Raw genomic sequence first — 16967 nt, forward strand, 5'->3', positions numbered from 1 at the left:
AATTAAATGGTTAAAGAGTGTCTTCTTGTCGAATATGTTTCATCCACAGGTCGATCATCAGATCTATCCCCTGTACGATCTGCTCCCATCCTCTCTCGCTCTGCAGATCGATTCCGTTATATACGGGACTCCGCTCTTCCATCAATACGAGATAGCTGATAGATGCGGAAATGATACTTGCCAGCGAGGCAACTTCCACACTTGGCGATTGCGTCAGTCGGCTGACGATTTCTACCAGCTTACAGCCATTTTGCTCACGTTTTTCCCTCAAGGTACGAACGGTCTGATTTTCTGCAGTGAACTCCCATCTGTGCAGCCGTTTTAGCGTAATGTCGTTTCGCAGCGTCCTGATCTGTTCGCGAAACAAATGTTTCAGCCCCACACCGATTTCGGGCAGCTCTCCTATACCTATATCCGTATTCGCCCAATAATCCTTTTGGAGGATATACTTCGCAATCAGTTCGTCCAATCCTCCAAAATATCTGTATATCAGCATTTTCGAAATTCCGGCTCTTTGAGCCACTGCATTGACGCCGATTCCCTCGAAGCCTTCACTCTCGATAATGCTTCCGACAGCATCCAGTATCTTTTTTTCTGTGAGTTCCCTATCCTTCATACGTTATTCTCAACCATGATGTTACCGATAAGTAACCACAAACTTAAGTTACTTATCGGTAACAAACAAGAAAAGAGGAGGAAAATTCATCCTTGTACAGGATATTGAGCTTCTACACTAAGTGTCAGAATGTAATATGACTTGGAGATTTCTCATCCGAGAAGCTCCATTGTCTTCACCGGTGAAAAGCCTATTACAAGAGCTAAGAATACCCTCTTTAGGAGAGATCTCGACTGCTGCTTTTTGCCGATCAGAAAACACTGTAAGAAGAAAGACCATTTGACACACAGATAACTTCGCATCCGTTCACTTGCCGGTCTTGATATGCAGCTTTATTTTCTTCATCGCCCAATCGTAATGACTGGAAGTAGCTGATACGCAGTATGCACCGAGAGTCGAAGTACCCGTCCAGTCGAATGCTCCCTTGGCAAATAATTCATCGTTCGAAAATGTCTCAATCAATGCCATTACTTGTCGATGGCTTTCTTTCAATTTGTCCTTTGCTTCCGCTAATGGTGTCTGTTGGTGTTTCTTCCAAAACTCCACATTCATCACCGAATAAGTCTTCCAATTATAGGGTTCAGGCAGAAAAGGCTTGCGTTCACCCTTGCTGTTGGAGTTGATCCAATTCAACAACAGTTGGTGCCACTCATACAGATGCACGAGTACATCGCGGAGGTTTTTGTCCCGACCCCAATGTGCTTCCTTGCCGGCTGTAGCCATTTTGTCGGCAAATGTCGCATGCTGCAGATCATCGCTCATTCTGTCAATAAGTACCCACAGCTTCTCGAATTGCCCATTGGAAGCCATGATCAAATCCTGTTTCGTCGTTGCTCTTGCCATATTTCACTGTCTTTTAATGTCTTTACCCGAATGCTTGGAAGCATGTTTGTAAGTGAACAAGACCAAAGGATCGGACAAATCCCATTTCTTTAGCTCTTCTGCTACCGATTCTTTGTGCTTCTTGCCGATGTCTTTCAGTGCGTTGCCGACAGACTTGCGCACGTATTCGCTTTCGTGCCCCCTATGCCGGCTAAGCCATTCGATAGCGATGTGTGGATTCTCTTTGAAAAATGAGCGACTCGTCCAAATCCTCAATCCCTCCGTTACGGCCCTGACCACATTCGCATTGTCACTATCGAGCCATTCCCTGATGACAGGCAGGGACTTTTCGTACCCCTGCTCCTTACAAAACGTATCGAAAGCCTTGGCAAGCATCTCTTGTACACGCCAATTCTTATCCAAGCTCACCTGGTCTTTCAGAAAAAGGAGTGCTTCACCATTCGTACCGGCCAAATGTCCTAAGATCGCAGTCGCCAACATTCGTGCCTGATAGGCTTCATGATCGAAAAGCTCGAAAGCGATGGCGAAGGATCTTTCTTCCGAAGAAGAAGATAGAATCTCTTTCGCAGCCTCGAGTATATGCACGAAGCCATGCTCGATAGACAGGATTCTTTCCAATACCTCTTTCATATTCATAACGGAACTTCCTTATTCGGCTATAGACTGCGCTGCTTTCCTGCGCCTCCGGTTGCTTTTGCCACAATATGCTGCATCTGATCGAAAATACCCTCTGCCTCTTTGGTGTTTAGACCAACCTTCTCCGCAACAGCCAGTAAATCCGCCCTTGCAGGCTCTATACTATTATTGATGGAGGTAGTACGATAGCCTCTTATACCATCGCTTGGCAAGAGGTCATAGGCCGGTGCGAAATGCCAATCCCCTTGCCGATAGATGAAAGCAAAGTTTTTGGCATGGTCATCCTTATTATCTATCAGATAGTTGAACACCATCAAGCGATACACCTTCCACATCTCTGCAATACTATGCGTGATTGTGGCACAAATCTGAAAAATATGCATGTAGTCGATACTCGGCAAGCGATAGTCTGCGCCGATCAATCCGGCAACACTCACAACATGGTATTTGCCTTTTGCATGCCGATCGAAACGCTCCACACCGAAATACTTGTCCTCAAAAAGTCGCGTTTCCGGCATCTCAACACCGCATTTCTTAGCCAATAAAGAATAGCGATACTCTTCTCTGCCGATATTTACGCTATCTCCCGTAGCGCGAAACTTCACAAGCCACTCCCGGCCATCATATCGGGCAAAAATCTTAGGTCTGGCACCTCCCGGCGAGCCCCCCCTATACTGAAACTCTTCGATTCCAGCTCCTTCATACTGCTCATTGCCGAGAATCCGCTCTGCCTCCTTTGCAAGCTCTTCAAAGTCCAAATAGTCTTGTCGATGAACGGTACTATAGTCCGGATGGAACTCCAAGGCTCCACGTCCCACCGAACCCACCAATGCAAGACGATCGAGCAATGTAAGCGAACGAGGATCTATCTTTTTCTTTTGCAAATACCTATCCATGACCAGCAAACCCCAACCGTCGGGCAAGCAATCGTCAAAGACTCCGAAGCCGCCATCGAACGGGCGTGGCTTAGCCACTGCCACACCGCTACGCAACGGCAGTTCGAAAGGCGATATCGATACTCCCCTTGCTATCTGCTCCGCAGAATATTCGAAAGCGCACAATCCCTCTTTCGTAAGGGCCAGACGACCTACAACGGAGCCGTCCCACAAGACTTCTACCTGCTGTACCTTATTCATTTTTTGCTACCTCTCTTGCGCTTGGGCTGCTGTTCTGCCAGAACTTCATCGAGTGTCTGATACTGCCTTTGGGCAAAGAGGAGCGCAAAATCCTGTAAAGCATTCAGCGCGAATCCGATTTGCAATAAGCCTCTAAAAGAAATATCGCCCGTACGCTCGAACCTACGATAGGTAGGCAACTTCATTCCTGCCCGTAAAGCCATTCCCTCTTGCGTCAGATTCATCTCCAGCCGTCGGGCCTTTACTCGGGAAGCAACCTGCATAGCTACGGACTGTGGATCAGAAGCCATAAGTACCAATATATTATCCATATGAGCAGAAAAAACCTCTTTATTGATATTATCTTATCACTTCCAAAGATAATAAAACCGCCTAAAAAACAATCAAACGGACTGATCCACCGAACTACTAAAATCCGTTTTTTTGAATTTTATCGCAAAAGATTGTCCATTGCTTTTTGGAGGGTGGCATACTTGAAACGATAGCCCGAGGAGATGATTTTTTCGGCCGATACCCTACTTCCTTCCAGCAGAATGGAAGCCCGCTCACCAAATACGCGACGAATAACCCATTTGGGTATGGAGGGAAAGAAGACAGGCCGTCCGATGGCACGCCCAATAGCGCGCATGAACTCTACATTACGCACATGCTCCGGTGCCACCACATTATAAACACCGGATACAGTCGGATTTCGGAGGGCATGCAGGATAATTCCGCATACATCGCTGATATGGATCCATGGTATATACTGCTTCCCACTTCCTAACGGAGCACCGAGAAACCATCTGACGGGACGCACCATCTTAGCCAAAGCACCGCCCCGAGGAGCCAGTACAATACCGTTTCGCATAATGACAATTCGCTCCGACACCCCCTCTTGTGAGAAAGCGTGAGCTGCCTGTTCCCACTCCATACAGACATCGCTCAGAAAGTCGTCGCCCTTTTTGTCGTTTTCGTCGAAAATGCTTTTGCCGGTTAGCGTCCCGTAGAACCCCACGGCCGATGCCGAAATGAAAGTAGCTATGCGAATGTCATTGGCTTTCACGGTCTCTAACAGGAGCCTTGCCGAATCGACCCTGCTCGAACGAATGACCTCTTTGCGCTCACTCGTCCACGGCTTATCGGCAACTCCGGCTCCTGCCAGATGGATGATATGCCTCACTCCTCGCAGTGCTTCGACCTCGATTCGCCGCTCGGCAACGTCCCATTCATATTCGTTTTCGTTCCGTTTATGGCGCGTCAAAAAGCATACGGAGTAACCGTTTCGCACAAGTTCTTCCGACAATGCCCGTGCAACCATCCCGTTTGCACCGGTAATCAAAACAACGTCTTTCTGCATAAAGAAACTCACAAAATTCAATCCGCTAAGACACTGAAACAAATATATAAAATGGGATGTACAGGAAAGTGTACCTCAATGGAAAAATACGCGCCAAAAAAGTTTTCAACAACGAAGCGGAATTTGGAATGATTCCAAATAAGCATCCAAAAGAGAGAGGTGATCGAAGTAAAAAAGACAAGGAAACGGATTTTTGCAAGTCAAAATACGCTTTTCGGAAGATTGGGAAACGATTTATATATAAAGCATTTTCAATTTATATATAGATCGTTTTCGATTTGTATATAAAACGTTTTCAATAAATATATAGATCGTAAATGATTTGTATATAAATCGCAGGACGAAAAAGGCCGATTCGGGAGGTGATAAAACAAAGGCACCCACCGAGTTTTACTGCAAACTCAGTGGGTGCCCGGTCTCTTGGGAGAATTACCGAAAGGGTATTCCGCCCTTATACATCATAGGTCTACACGCTTTTTTTCTCTAATGCAGTGAAAGGATGTGAATAAAAGGGATGCGACTGTAGCGGTCGTATCAGCAAATGGTCGAGTGGTCATTGTATCGGAGTGCATATCAATTTAGCAGTTTAGAATCTATTTATATTGATCCGAAGAGCGTATTCTATTTTCAAAAAGAGCTTGATCGGCCACAAATATAAGAAGATCGGCCAATTCGAGGGAATCGAAACATTCGCATAAATTCTACACTCACAAACCATGAAATGATCTTCGAGAGAATATCGCCGAAGTTTACAGGTTGGCTCCAAGCCAATGACCGATCAGACGAGGGGCTTCGGCGGGCAACAGCTGATCGGGAGGCAACTCCTTGAAGTACCGATCCGTGACAGTCGGCTGAGAAGATTCCATCTCGCCGCGTTTAAGAGCATTGTCCAATAGGATTTTTCGGTTTTGCTTCATCCAAAGCAATTGATCCGAGGTAAAACCGAAGAGCCATTCGTCCGTGGCTTGGGGGAAAACCTGCTTCATCAACCGATATATATCGCCCCAATACTCCAATTGGAATCGCAGGGTCAGTACCGTCTCCCGAGGCAATGGACGTTCGGAGCATATCCAGCCCAATACGGCATCGCGCACTACATATTCGGGCGACATGGTTTGGCGCGCATACTCGCTGAAAAACTGCAGATACACGGGATAATCGGGACGGATATACTTGTCTATCGAAACAGATACCAGATCCGGGACGGCGACGACGCTCTGCTGTAAGCCACTGACATGAAAGGCCACATAGCGTGGTATGGTCATCTGCGGATCCAATGTGCGCAACCGCTCGAATGCTGCCCTCACCTCTCCGGCTATGGAGTCGGCTAAAGGAGTTGTATAGCAGGCTTCCGTATCGGCATACAAACGCCGAAGCTGCGGATGGCTATACATGCGGACGAGTACTTCGGTGGGATTTTCCTCCTGTGCGTTGGGATCCAGTACCCTGTATGCCAACCAGTCGGCATTGGCAGGATCGCAGCGGACTATCTCCTCCGTGGCCGCCTTAGGATCGGAGGAGAGGGATGCAGCGTAGTAGAGGCTATCGAAGCGGACAAAGCGAATGGAGTCCTTCGTCTCTTGTGCCGAAAGGGCAAGAGCACAGAAAAACGGCAAAAATGCAAGCAGCATTTTCTTTACTAAATACGTATTTCGTTTCATTGATATTCGGTATTGCAGTTAGCCAAATAAAGGTAGTTGCTTTTTTTACATTTCGATAATTTATACATATATTTGACGATCATAGCACGAATTTCCCATCGGGAAAAAGAGTGCCGTGGCGTTTAATTAGAGAAACTAACTCATGTATGGGAACTCTCTGTAGATATGCGATTTGAGTTCGCAAGATCAAAGCAGACAGATCTCATCAAAAACAAAGCGTATTATGAAGAAATTTATTCAGGACTTCAAAACGTTTGCTCTTAGGGGTAACGTAGTGGACATGGCTGTCGGTGTGATCATCGGTGGCGCATTCGGAAAGATCGTCACCTCGTTGGTGAACGACATTATGATGCCTCCCATCAGTTTGCTAACGGGTGGTGTCAACTTCTCAGATTTGAGAGTTGTATTGAGCAAGGCAGTTATCGAAGGCGGAGAGGTCGTTAAGCCGGAAGTCTCCTGGAACTATGGCAATTTTATCCAGACTACAATAGACTTCCTGATTCTGGCATTCGTGATCTTCCTGATGATCAAAGCTATCATGGCTGCCAAGAGGAAAGAAGAGGAAACACCTGCAGCTCCCGCTCCTACGCCACCTGAAATCGAACTGCTTACAGAGATTCGCAATTTGCTCAAGAAGCAATAAGCACAGAGTCTCCCCTACTCTCGGCCACAAATGGCGAGGATATATCCGCTGCCTACCGGTCGGGAATGGGTGAGGAATAAAGAGAGACCGCTACTCACAACTATCGGAGACAGGGCTTGCACGCTCTGCCGATAGTTCGGGTAGCGGTCTCTTTGTTTTTCCATTTATTCTTTTGGCAATACTCGTTACGATTAAAGAAAAGTGCGCTTAATAAGTGCATTATATACATTTCTTTTCTACTTTTGTGATCGCTCAGCGGCTTACATCCCGATGACCTTTGGACGCCTACCACTCATGCACCGGCAGACGTTCGGAGCAGCCGATGTTAACCTCCGGCAGTTTAGTTTAGAAAATCACATTCAAAAAGAATCTAAGCAATGATTATTGGCATTCCAAAAGAGATTATGCACGGCGAAAACCGTGTGTCGGCTACCCCTGAAACAGTGGCCAAATTTGTAGCAGACGGGTTCAAAGTCCTGTTTGAAAAAGGAGCAGGAGAAGGTGCTCAGTATCATGACGAAGAATATGCCCAAGCCGGCGCTACGCTGGTAGACGGTGCTAAGGCCGTTTATGACGGTGCCGAAGTGATCCTGAAGGTAAAAGAGCCTTTGTTCAACGAACAGCTCAATACGCACGAAGTAGAACTGATGCGCAAAGGTCAGTACCTGATCACATTCATCCATCCGGCTTCACCGGTGAACCACGAAATGGTACGCAATCTGGCCAAGCAGGGCGTTATCTCCCTGACTCTCGATGGTATCCCCCGTATCTCACGTGCACAAAACCTCGACGCACTGACTTCGATGAGTACTTGTGCCGGCTACAAAGGTATCCTGATGGCTGCCGAGGACCTCGCCAGTTTCATCCCGATGATGGGTACGGCTGTCGGTATGATTCCGCCCGCCAAAGTAATGGTGATCGGTGTGGGTGTGGCCGGTTTGCAGGCTTTGGCTACGGCTAAGCGTCTGGGTGCCATCACTTATGCTGCCGATATTCGCCCCGCGGCTGCCGAACAGGCTCAGAGCTTGGGTGCCAAGATCGTGGACACGACCGTTCCTGCCGAATTGGCTATCGCCGAAGGCGGATATGCCAACAAGCTGCCCGATGATGTATTGGCCAAAGAACGCGAGGCTCTGAAGGCTACTATTCAAGACATGGATATCGTATTCTGTAGTGCATTGATCCCGGGCAAGGTGGCTCCGATCATCATCACGGAAGAAATGGTAAAGGGTATGAAACGCGGCTCTGTAATCGTGGACATCTCCATCGACCAGGGCGGTAACTGCGAAATCACACCGAAGGGAACCAAGGAAGTGAAGCACGGCGTAATGATCCAAGGTATCAAGAACATCCCCGGTATGCTCCCGAAGAGCTCTACATGGATGTTCGCACAGAACATGTACAATCTGGTGAAGTACCTCACAAAGGACGGCCGGATCGAATTGGATATGAACGACGAAGTTTGCAGCAAGATCCTTGTTACTCGCGACGGCGAAATCAAACACGCCGGTACTCGTGAAGCAATGGGTCTGTAATCGAACTGTTCCTACATCTTAATATCAAGAGCCAAGGAACGACCCCTCTCAAGTGGCCGTCCCTTGGCTCTTACTCTTTTGAGCTAATACACCAATCACTCTCATAGAATAATGAATCCGATCATTCTTATCATCGTGCTGATAGCTTCCACGCTTATCGGCTACAAGCTGATCAGCAATGTGCCGAGCTTGCTGCATACTCCGCTGATGTCGGGTATGAACGCTCTCTCCGGAGTAACCGTAATAGGGGCTATTGCAGCTGCCGGACTATCCTTCAAGTTCGGACACGACGGCCAACTCATCCTCGGCCAAATCTTCGGAGGACTGGCCATCATCCTCGCTACCATCAATGTGGTGGGTGGCTTCGGCGTCACGCACCGCATGCTCCGTATGTTTAGCAAGAAAAAGAAAGGAGGCGACCAATGAGTCCCACCATCTATTATATACTCTGCGTCCTCCTCTCTCTGATGGTATTGGGGGGAATTTCGATGATGAGCCGCGTGAAGACTGCCGTCATGGGCAATACCCTCAGTGCTGTAGCCATGTTGGGCGGTATCATCCTCACCCTTGTCTACAATGAGATCTTACCGGCCTGGTCGGTTTACATCTTCCTGATTATCGGTGCCGGTATCGGTTGGACGATGGCACAGCGTGTCAAGATGATACAGATGCCTCAGATGGTGGCCTTGCTCAACGGTGTCGGAGGTGCTGCTTCCGCTCTGGTGGGGATTTTGTCACTGGCAGCCGTAGGTATCAATCCCAACAACAACACGGCATCCGACTATCCTGTCTTCACACAAGCCACAGGTATGCTGGCACTGACTGTCGGTATGATTACCCTCGTAGGTAGCCTTATTGCCGCCGGCAAACTGCACAAAGTCTTGCCTCAGAGACCGGTGGTATGGCCTAACCATTCGATGCTCACTTCGTTACTGCTGATCCTGACCGTAGGATTCGTGGTACTCGGTTCTGTTTCTATCGAAGGATTTCCCCTCTTCTGGGCTATCATCGGAGGGCTCTTTTTCTCGTCTCTCTTCGGTTTGTTCTTCTCCATCCGCGTCGGTGGAGCGGATATGCCTATTACCATCTCGCTGCTGAACTCTCTTAGCGGTGTGGCCGGAGCCATTGCCGGTATGGCTGTAGGCGATATTCTGCTCGTAGCCGTAGGTGGTATTGTGGGTGCCAGCGGTCTGTTGCTGACGCAGATTATGTGCCGCGCCATGAACCGCAAGCTCATGTCTATTCTGATGGCTTCGGGAGCAAAGGCAACACCTGCCACTACAACACCGACAGTTGCTCCAAAACAAGAAAAAGAAGAGGTTGCCGCTCCTGCTCCTGCCAAAGCGGAGAAGACAGCCGGCAGCGTACTGCGCGATGCCAAGCGCGTCATCATCGTACCCGGTTACGGTATGGCATTGGCGCAAGCGCAGCACCAAGTCAGACAGCTGGCCGATAAACTTGCTTCAAACGGTACGGAAGTTCGCTACGCCATCCATCCGGTGGCAGGTCGTATGCCCGGACATATGAATGTACTTCTGTGCGAAGCCGATGTACCCTATGACCAACTCTTCGAGATGGATGCCATCAACGGAGACTTCGCTCAGACGGATGCCGTGGTGGTAATCGGTGCCAACGACGTAATGAACCCTGCCGCTCGCCATGCAGAGGGCACGCCTATCTATGGTATGCCGGTGCTGAACGTAGACGATGCTCCCGAAGTAATCATTTGCAACTTCGACCTCAAGCCCGGTTACGCCGGTGTGGACAATCCCCTCTATACACGATCAACAGGGGTATTCCTCAAGCTCGGAGATGCCAAGGAGTCGCTGGCAGAGATCATGAAGGAAATGGATGCTACAGGCGATACAGCAGCTCCTGCTGCTCCTGCCAAAGCGGAGAAGACAGCCGGCAGCGTACTGCGCGGAGCCAAGCGTGTCATTATCGTACCCGGCTACGGTATGGCATTGGCTCAGGCACAGCATCAAGTCAGACAGCTGGCCGATAAACTTGCTTCAAACGGTACGGAAGTTCGCTACGCCATCCATCCGGTGGCAGGTCGTATGCCCGGACATATGAATGTACTTCTGTGCGAAGCCGATGTACCCTATGACCAACTCTTCGAGATGGATGCCATCAATGGAGACTTCGCTCAGACGGATGCGGTGGTAGTAATCGGTGCCAACGACGTAATGAACCCTGCCGCTCGCAATGCAGAGGGTACGCCTATCTATGGTATGCCCGTGCTGAACGTGGACGACGCTCCAGAAGTAATCATTTGCAACTTCGACCTCAAACCCGGTTACGCCGGTGTGGAAAATCCCCTCTATACACGAGCAACGGGGGTATTCCTCAAACTCGGAGATGCCAAGGAATCACTGGCTGAGATCATGAAAGAAATGGACATCGCATAGCTGTAAGCGACATCCATTCCAATACAAACGGAAAGGACTGTCAAGGAGACCGGAAACTCCTTTGACAGTCCTTTTCCTTTTGGCATTTGCCCGACCTCACGGGACTAAACGATCACCGAGGAATCTACTCGCAGGTATCGAAAACTGTCAATGATTGCCTTTCAGAAAAGCTATCGGGAAATTGGGATCGATACGCATCGTCAGCTCCAAGGCGTGGCTCATCGCAAAACGATCCGAAGGCTGGAACCATACCCGAGCAACAGCTGCCAACGAAATGCTTCGTGCCATCCGCCACGAATAGTCGGCATAGAGACGAATATAATCGCCCCGGCCGCTCGGAAGAGGCTGTTTGTCATACATCAGCGAATTGGCGAAAGGCGCAGCAAAGGGAGAAACGTAATGCCTGCCGTACCAATAATCCGCACGAAAAACGAGGTGTTCCAAGTCCATTCCGAGAGAAAGATAACCGCCCCACCCTCTTTCGTAAGGGAAGTATCCTCCACTTGATAAGGCCGCTACAGCATAGGCAGAACCCCAAATCCGCATGGGTTTGTCGGTACGAGGACGAAGGGAAAGCTTAAGTCCGATAGCTCCGTTCACCCATGTATGTACGGTATCCTGCTGTGCCCAGTTGTATTCTCCACCGCGATGCGTGGCAATAGCCTGCAAGGGCAGTTCGAGCTGCCATTTGCTTTCGTTTGACAGCAATTTGGAAGTAGTGGACAAGCCGAAGACAAAAGACTCCTGATGATTGTCATTCTTGAAAATCATGCTCAACCAATTGATCCAAACATCCATGCGGAAGCGTGTCCAATCTCCCCGAAATTGCAGACCGGCTTCAGGATCAGCCGTCAAATCCAACTCAGGATTGTAGATCGGTTCGATCAGTCCGTGAGCTGTACCGCCGGCTATATTGCCCAACGTCAGAGCAGTCGTGGCAGTAGGCTTCAGCGTGGCCTGTACATAAGGCAGAATACGCAAGCGTACATAGTCGTTATAGTCCGTCCAATAAGGTAAATCGGAATAAACGATACCGGCCGGATAACGGCTTGCCCCCCAGTAGTTCAAGGTGGATACTCCGAGCGAAAGCTTCACGCCATGTGCTGCCGGCAGCGAGTAAGAGGCAAAAGCGGAGACACGTGCACCCGGCAACGTATAACCTTTGACCGAGCGTGCATTGTACTCATTGTTACGAAAGAAAAGAGCACTTCGGATCGAAGCAGAGAGTTCATTGGGGTGAATGGTATCCGTCTCCGGTCGCTCTCCCCCCATGGAATAATAATGCTGCCCGCTAAGCACAGCAGGCAGCATCATAATCAACACGATAAGAAAGGCAGAGAGTCTCATCCTTTCACCAAATCCTTCATGCCGCCCAAGGCACCGAGCATACCTGTAGCCTCGAACGGGAGGTAAACGGTCTTGGCCTGATCGCCCTTGTTGATGTCCTTGAGCGTTTCGATGTACTGCATGGCGATGAGGTATTGGGTCGGATTGGCACCGCTACCGGCCACTGCTTCGCTGATCTGACGGATAGCTTCAGCCTCGGCCTTGGCCACCAATATCTTAGCCTCTGCCTCCGCTTTGGCTCTGAGGATCTTGGCCTGCTTCTCACCTTCGGCATGATTGATGGACTCCTGCATCTTACCCTCGGATTCGCGTATCAAAGCTTCTCGCTGTCCTTCGGCTTGGAGGATTTGAGCACGCTTGTCACGCTCGGCACGCATCTGCTTCTCCATGGCATCGCGAATATCGCGCGGAGGATTGATGTCCTGTAGCTCCACGCGGTTTACCTTCACACCCCATTTGTTGGTGGCTTCGTCGAGGATTTCGCGTAGCTTGCTGTTGATGGTATCGCGGCTGGTCAGCGTCTGATCCAAATCCATCTCACCGATCACGTTACGCAGACTCGTCTGAGTCAGCTTCTCGATGGCATCCGGCAGATTGGAAATCTCATACATGGCACGCATGGGATCCACGATCTGGAAATAGAGAATGGCATTGATCTCCGTCACCACGTTGTCACGCGTGATCACACTCTGGCGAGCAAAGTCGTACACCGTCTCACGCAGGTCGATACGGGTATCGTCCTTGAACTGCACCACATTCTGTCCGGAGGGCAGTGTATAAGCGATGCGCTTGCGTATGGGACGGGGTTTGTCGATAAAGGGGATGATGATACTAACACCCGAACTGAGCGTACGATAGTACTTGCCAAGTCGCTCGATGATCATGGTCTCGGACTGCTGCACGATCTTCAAGCCATTGGCGATGATGGCTATCACGAGAATGATCAGAGCTGCAAGGATAAATCCTGTTGCTGTCATAATGAATTAGGTTTTTATTGTTGAATTATTATTGTTTGTCGTTACCAAGGACTACTACATTTAGGACGATGCTTTCGTAGGATACGATCTCCACACGCACACCCTTTTCTATCACCTCTCCGGTCAGCGAGCGAGCCGTCCAAATATCTCCATCCACAGCCACGCGCCCTTTGTCCGTCGTCGGATCTATCGTCTCCGTCACCAGCACCTTCCGCCCAACGAGGGCATCCGCTCCGGTGGACACATGCGGCAAGGCTTTCTCTGCCCTCTTCTGCATAAAAGGCCTGAGCAGGAAGAGCGAGAACAACGAAGCCACAATGAAGAAAACGGTCTGCCACACGATGGACAAGCCCAAGGCCGCCGGTATAATGGCAGCAAAAGCCCCCACACCGAAGCAAGCCAGGAAGAAACCCGGGGTAAAAATCTCAAAAACGAAGAGCAGAATACCTGCTACCAGCCACCACTGCACCGGAGTAATCGATTCGAATAACATAGTTCTTTGAAATGTTTCTTAGAAGTATTTTGATTTCAAAAGCCGGTTTCGACAATCGAAACCATGCCCTACAAAGATAAAGGAAAAGGTGATGCATACTGAAAAAAAGGGGAAAACTCCTATAGTCATTCTTTTTTTCACTTTAATGTCATATAACACTGATAATCACTGCGTTGCAATGACGACCGTAGGCCTACGCTGGTCTCCTGCACCGTGCAGGAAGGCATCGTACGCCTACGATTGTTTTCCAATCGCTGCACAGGCTGTCGCCACAGCGGAGACGGCCCGGAGTTTATGGCCTTCAATAAGATTGAAAAGACGCCCAAAGTGTCGATATACTTTGCAAGGCGATACACCTCTACGGATAAACCGCACATCGAACATCTCAACGCACTCACTCGGCAATACCTCCCTAAAGGCGTTTCTTTCATCGAAGATGGAATGTGCAAACTATTTTCAATCTTAGATTAAAAAGTAGCTTCATATTCAATTTTTCTGGTATCTTGAGAGCGTTCGGATATGCATTAAACAAATACATCAAGCTATCGAAACAGAAAAGTTTTCTTCAAATTGGGACCGGATACAGAGATACAACAGTTATTAACTAAATAAAAACAGAACCAAGATGAAAAGGAAAATTTCAGTTGTTTTAGTAAGTATGCTACTCGGTTTTGTAGCAAACAGTCAGGAGATCAGATTTTTTCAGGACCTTCCCGTGAGTAACCCTCAGGAGTTGTTCAAAGAACTGGAAGCCAGAAATTTCCCCAAAGAAGAAAAAGGCAAGTTCAAAGGAGAATACATCACCGAATTCCAAGGACATCGGTTCTATTTAAGTCAAGTGGAAGACATGGTAATTGCCAAGTATTGCTGTGAAGGCGATACACGGGAGACCATAGAAATCTGCAGCGAACTCACCAACCAGCTGGAGCGACAGGCCACCAATGCAGGGCACGAAGTACCGATTTTTTATCACGAAGGAAAAGAAATCCTGGAACTAAGGAATCATGTCGATATTCGCCGGCAAATGGAAAATAGGAAATACGACAGACAACGGGAAGTGGACTACTCCATCATAACGCTGGAGAACGGAGATACGATAACAGTTCGCCTCAAGCCGGTAATTGGTCTGGGAACATTCCACAAACACAGCGCAGTGTCTTGGGAAATCAGCGTATTGTTTATGTACAAGGGTTCCGCTTCCTAAAGGGAAAAGGTGTGCAGAATGAAAGAAAACCTTTCTGCATCTGGAAAAAGGAGGACATAGCCCCATAAACGATACGGATGGAATATTCCATTCAGTAATCCCACCAAAACGAAGTGACCCACCGAAAAATTCGGTGGGTCACTTCGTTTTTACAACTGTCCAAATGGACGACGTTTAGGACACTACGGTATCGTCCTTACGAATCTTAAAGGATGAAGATGGAGGTAAAAGCTGACTCGGAGCTGATTTTACGCATCCTCATACTCAGTCATGTGGTTGAGATTCGGATAGTCTTTGTTCGACAAGCTCTTCGGCTAAACGGACACAGTTGTTACAGGGGTATTTTAGTTCCCCCTTCAGCTCGCGGCAGGTAATACCGCCGGCATGGGCTTGAAACTCCTGACTGACCGGTTGCAGCCCTTTAGCCTCGAGGATTCTATTGGCTGAATAGAGTGCACCGCAGAGTCCCCCTTCGGCTCTTCCGCCTCCCTTGGGGCGGTATTCTTCTTCGATCGCTTCGTCGGTCATGCCGGTCAAATCTTGAAATCCTTTTTGAACAGCTTGTGCGCAGTTCCAATTGTTCGGTTTGTTGTGGAAAAATGTTTCCGATCTGGATTCTTTCGTCATATCGGGTTGTGTTTGGATATTGATACGCAGTTCTTGTAGGCCGGATTGAATATAGGGCCTCGAATAATCAACATGCTTCAGTATTGTATTGTTCCATGCAATCAGGTCGATGTCGATGGCTACGCGGCCATCGAAGGGTTTGGTATACGTTCTGCCCAACTGCAATTCTATTCCTTTCAGCTTTCGCCCGACTTCTTCCCTGTCCTCCGTCGAATAAAAATGGGCGGTCAGGTTGGTAAAGCGACCGGACGGGTATGGAAAGTCAATGGGATCATTCTCGATGGGCTCGGAGAAGCAGATCGTCGGATATGACCCCCGCAGCAGACGCATAGCCGCAGGAATATTGATCTCTGCGGCATAGTTGCTGCCTATGCTGATAACGATGTGGTGAGTATTCATGATGTGCAGTCGTCGGTGTGCGGCTTTTGGGGGGCAAGGGTCTGCAGACGGACAGATTCCTCATGGATACGGCTGAATAGCTCCGATATGAATGCTTCGTCCAAACCCAAGAGGGCGGCAGTGCGTGCGCAATTGCGTTGGAGCTGTTCGTAACGCAGGTTCTGAACGACAGCCAGATTGTGCTCTTTTTTGAACATACCTATCTCGTATGCTACTTGCATCCGCCGAGCAAGCAATTCCACTATACTCTCATCTATCTGATCGATCTGCATGCGCCAAGAGATCAGCTCTTCGTCCTGTTTCTCGGATTGGCGGCATGGGATACGTAGCCGCCGGAGTATTTGAGCAAGAACGGCGGGCGTTATCTGCTGGCCTGCATCGCTTAGAGCCTTGTCAGGAGAGCAATGCGATTCGATGATCAGTCCATCGAAATTCATTTCCATAGCTTGCTGGCTGACGGATTCGATCCGCTCCCTCTGTCCCGTAATATGGCTGGGATCGCAAAGGATGGTAAGCGAAGGGAAACGTCTTTTCAGATCGAAAGGGATCTGCCAATGGGGAGGATTGCGAAATGCCTTAGTCGCATAGGTGCTGAATCCTCTGTGGATGGCACCTATCCGTTGTACTCCGGACTGCCGAAGCCGCTCCAGAGCTCCGGTCCACAGATCCAAATCGGGACTGATCGGATTCTTGACAAGGACAATCACCGATTCGTCCTTTCCTATCGTATCGGCAATTTCCTGTACGGCAAAGGGATTGGATGTAGTTCGTGCGCCCAACCAAAGTATTCGGATACCGGCTTGCATGGCTTGCTCTACATGCTCGCGAGTAGCTACTTCCGTGGCCACAAGCATACCCAATTCGTCCTGTACACGCACCAACCAAGGCAGCCCGACTTCTCCCACTCCTTCGAAGCAACCGGGAAGAGTACGAGGTTTCCACAGACCGGCACGAAAGATACGAATGCCGGCCTCGTTCCTAAGTGCACGAGCTATAGTCATTATCTGTTCCTCGCTCTCGGCACTGCAAGGGCCGGCAATAACTGTCGTATTAGGCTCCAAGGGAAGAAGCAACGGTGCAAAATCACGGTACTTCATGAT

General features: G+C 49.1%; 18 protein-coding genes. 5 read left to right on the forward strand and 13 right to left on the reverse strand.

Annotation, left to right across the window (positions count from 1 at the left end):
- Positions 1-10: 10 nt before the first annotated feature.
- The 7 genes from HQ49_RS07250 to HQ49_RS07285 all read right to left on the reverse strand — a co-directional run bounded on the left by HQ49_RS07250 (position 11) and on the right by HQ49_RS07285 (position 6231).
- The gene (locus HQ49_RS07250) at positions 11-616 is read right to left on the reverse strand and encodes a TetR/AcrR family transcriptional regulator (RefSeq protein WP_018965980.1); all 606 of its coding nucleotides are present in this window, start codon (positions 614-616) and stop codon (positions 11-13) included.
- 306 nt (positions 617-922) lie between these two features.
- Positions 923-1459: a ClbS/DfsB family four-helix bundle protein gene (locus HQ49_RS07255; protein ID WP_018965979.1), complete on the reverse strand. Its 537-nt coding sequence runs from the start codon at positions 1457-1459 to the stop codon at positions 923-925.
- Positions 1460-1462: 3 nt separating this feature from the next.
- The gene (locus tag HQ49_RS07260; protein WP_018965978.1) at positions 1463-2095 is read right to left on the reverse strand and encodes a DNA alkylation repair protein; all 633 of its coding nucleotides are present in this window, start codon (positions 2093-2095) and stop codon (positions 1463-1465) included.
- 20 nt (positions 2096-2115) lie between these two features.
- Positions 2116-3231 carry a type II toxin-antitoxin system HipA family toxin gene (locus HQ49_RS07265; RefSeq protein ID WP_039419272.1) on the reverse strand — a complete coding sequence of 372 codons (1116 nt, stop codon included), beginning with the start codon at positions 3229-3231 and terminating at the stop codon, positions 2116-2118.
- Positions 3228-3542, reverse strand: coding sequence for a helix-turn-helix domain-containing protein (locus HQ49_RS07270; RefSeq protein WP_018965976.1), 315 nt, complete (start codon positions 3540-3542; stop codon positions 3228-3230). The genes HQ49_RS07265 and HQ49_RS07270 overlap by 4 nt, the downstream gene beginning before the upstream one ends.
- 119 nt (positions 3543-3661) lie before the next feature.
- Positions 3662-4570 carry a TIGR01777 family oxidoreductase gene (locus tag HQ49_RS07275; protein WP_018965975.1) on the reverse strand — a complete coding sequence of 303 codons (909 nt, stop codon included), beginning with the start codon at positions 4568-4570 and terminating at the stop codon, positions 3662-3664.
- Positions 4571-5319: 749 nt separating this feature from the next.
- Complete coding sequence (locus tag HQ49_RS07285; RefSeq protein ID WP_018965973.1) at positions 5320-6231, reverse strand: gliding motility protein GldB-related protein; 912 nt, start codon at positions 6229-6231, stop codon at positions 5320-5322.
- A 223-nt stretch (positions 6232-6454) separates the two neighbouring features.
- Here HQ49_RS07285 and mscL point away from each other — a divergent pair, with 223 nt between their 5' ends.
- Positions 6455-6874, forward strand: a complete 420-nt coding sequence (gene mscL, locus HQ49_RS07290) for a large-conductance mechanosensitive channel protein MscL (protein ID WP_039419273.1) — start codon at positions 6455-6457, stop codon at positions 6872-6874.
- 14 nt (positions 6875-6888) lie between these two features.
- Here the strand turns inward: mscL and HQ49_RS11690 are convergent, their stop codons facing one another.
- Positions 6889-7038 carry a hypothetical protein gene (locus HQ49_RS11690; protein ID WP_155259047.1) on the reverse strand — a complete coding sequence of 50 codons (150 nt, stop codon included), beginning with the start codon at positions 7036-7038 and terminating at the stop codon, positions 6889-6891.
- A 213-nt stretch (positions 7039-7251) separates the two neighbouring features.
- On the opposite strand from HQ49_RS11690, the gene HQ49_RS07295 reads away from it, so the two are divergent.
- The 3 genes from HQ49_RS07295 (at position 7252) to HQ49_RS07305 (ending at position 10820) form a co-directional block, all read left to right on the forward strand.
- Complete coding sequence (locus HQ49_RS07295) at positions 7252-8409, forward strand: NAD(P) transhydrogenase subunit alpha (RefSeq protein WP_026292360.1); 1158 nt, start codon at positions 7252-7254, stop codon at positions 8407-8409.
- 111 nt (positions 8410-8520) lie between these two features.
- A complete protein-coding gene (locus HQ49_RS07300) occupies positions 8521-8835 on the forward strand; it encodes an NAD(P) transhydrogenase subunit alpha (protein WP_018965970.1) in 315 nt (104 codons plus the stop codon).
- Positions 8832-10820, forward strand: coding sequence for an NAD(P)(+) transhydrogenase (Re/Si-specific) subunit beta (locus HQ49_RS07305; protein ID WP_039419275.1), 1989 nt, complete (start codon positions 8832-8834; stop codon positions 10818-10820). Before HQ49_RS07300 ends, HQ49_RS07305 begins: the two co-directional genes overlap by 4 nt.
- A 147-nt stretch (positions 10821-10967) precedes the next feature.
- Here the strand turns inward: HQ49_RS07305 and lpxZ are convergent, their stop codons facing one another.
- The 3 genes from lpxZ to HQ49_RS07320 are packed head-to-tail and all read right to left on the reverse strand — an operon-like array spanning position 10968 to position 13637.
- Entirely contained in the window at positions 10968-12167 is a 1200-nt protein-coding gene (gene lpxZ / locus HQ49_RS07310) for a lipid A deacylase (RefSeq protein ID WP_039419277.1), read from the reverse strand.
- A complete protein-coding gene (locus HQ49_RS07315) occupies positions 12164-13144 on the reverse strand; it encodes an SPFH domain-containing protein (protein WP_018965643.1) in 981 nt (326 codons plus the stop codon). The genes lpxZ and HQ49_RS07315 overlap by 4 nt, the downstream gene beginning before the upstream one ends.
- Positions 13145-13172: 28 nt before the next feature.
- Positions 13173-13637 carry an NfeD family protein gene (locus HQ49_RS07320; RefSeq protein ID WP_039419278.1) on the reverse strand — a complete coding sequence of 155 codons (465 nt, stop codon included), beginning with the start codon at positions 13635-13637 and terminating at the stop codon, positions 13173-13175.
- Between the two features lie 625 nt (positions 13638-14262).
- On the opposite strand from HQ49_RS07320, the gene HQ49_RS12205 reads away from it, so the two are divergent.
- Positions 14263-14841: a hypothetical protein gene (locus tag HQ49_RS12205; RefSeq protein WP_235290092.1), complete on the forward strand. Its 579-nt coding sequence runs from the start codon at positions 14263-14265 to the stop codon at positions 14839-14841.
- Positions 14842-15105: 264 nt separating this feature from the next.
- Here HQ49_RS12205 and HQ49_RS07330 read toward each other — a convergent pair whose 3' ends face one another.
- Both HQ49_RS07330 and HQ49_RS07335 read right to left on the reverse strand, forming a co-directional pair.
- On the reverse strand, positions 15106-15867 hold the full coding sequence (locus HQ49_RS07330; protein WP_039419280.1) for a C-GCAxxG-C-C family (seleno)protein: 762 nt from the start codon (positions 15865-15867) through the stop codon (positions 15106-15108).
- On the reverse strand, positions 15864-16964 hold the full coding sequence (locus HQ49_RS07335; protein ID WP_039419281.1) for a chorismate mutase: 1101 nt from the start codon (positions 16962-16964) through the stop codon (positions 15864-15866). Before HQ49_RS07335 ends, HQ49_RS07330 begins: the two co-directional genes overlap by 4 nt.
- Positions 16965-16967 lie beyond the last annotated feature (3 nt).

The sequence above is a fragment of the Porphyromonas gulae genome (assembly GCF_000765945.1).
Classification (GTDB): Bacteria; Bacteroidota; Bacteroidia; order Bacteroidales; family Porphyromonadaceae; genus Porphyromonas; species Porphyromonas gulae.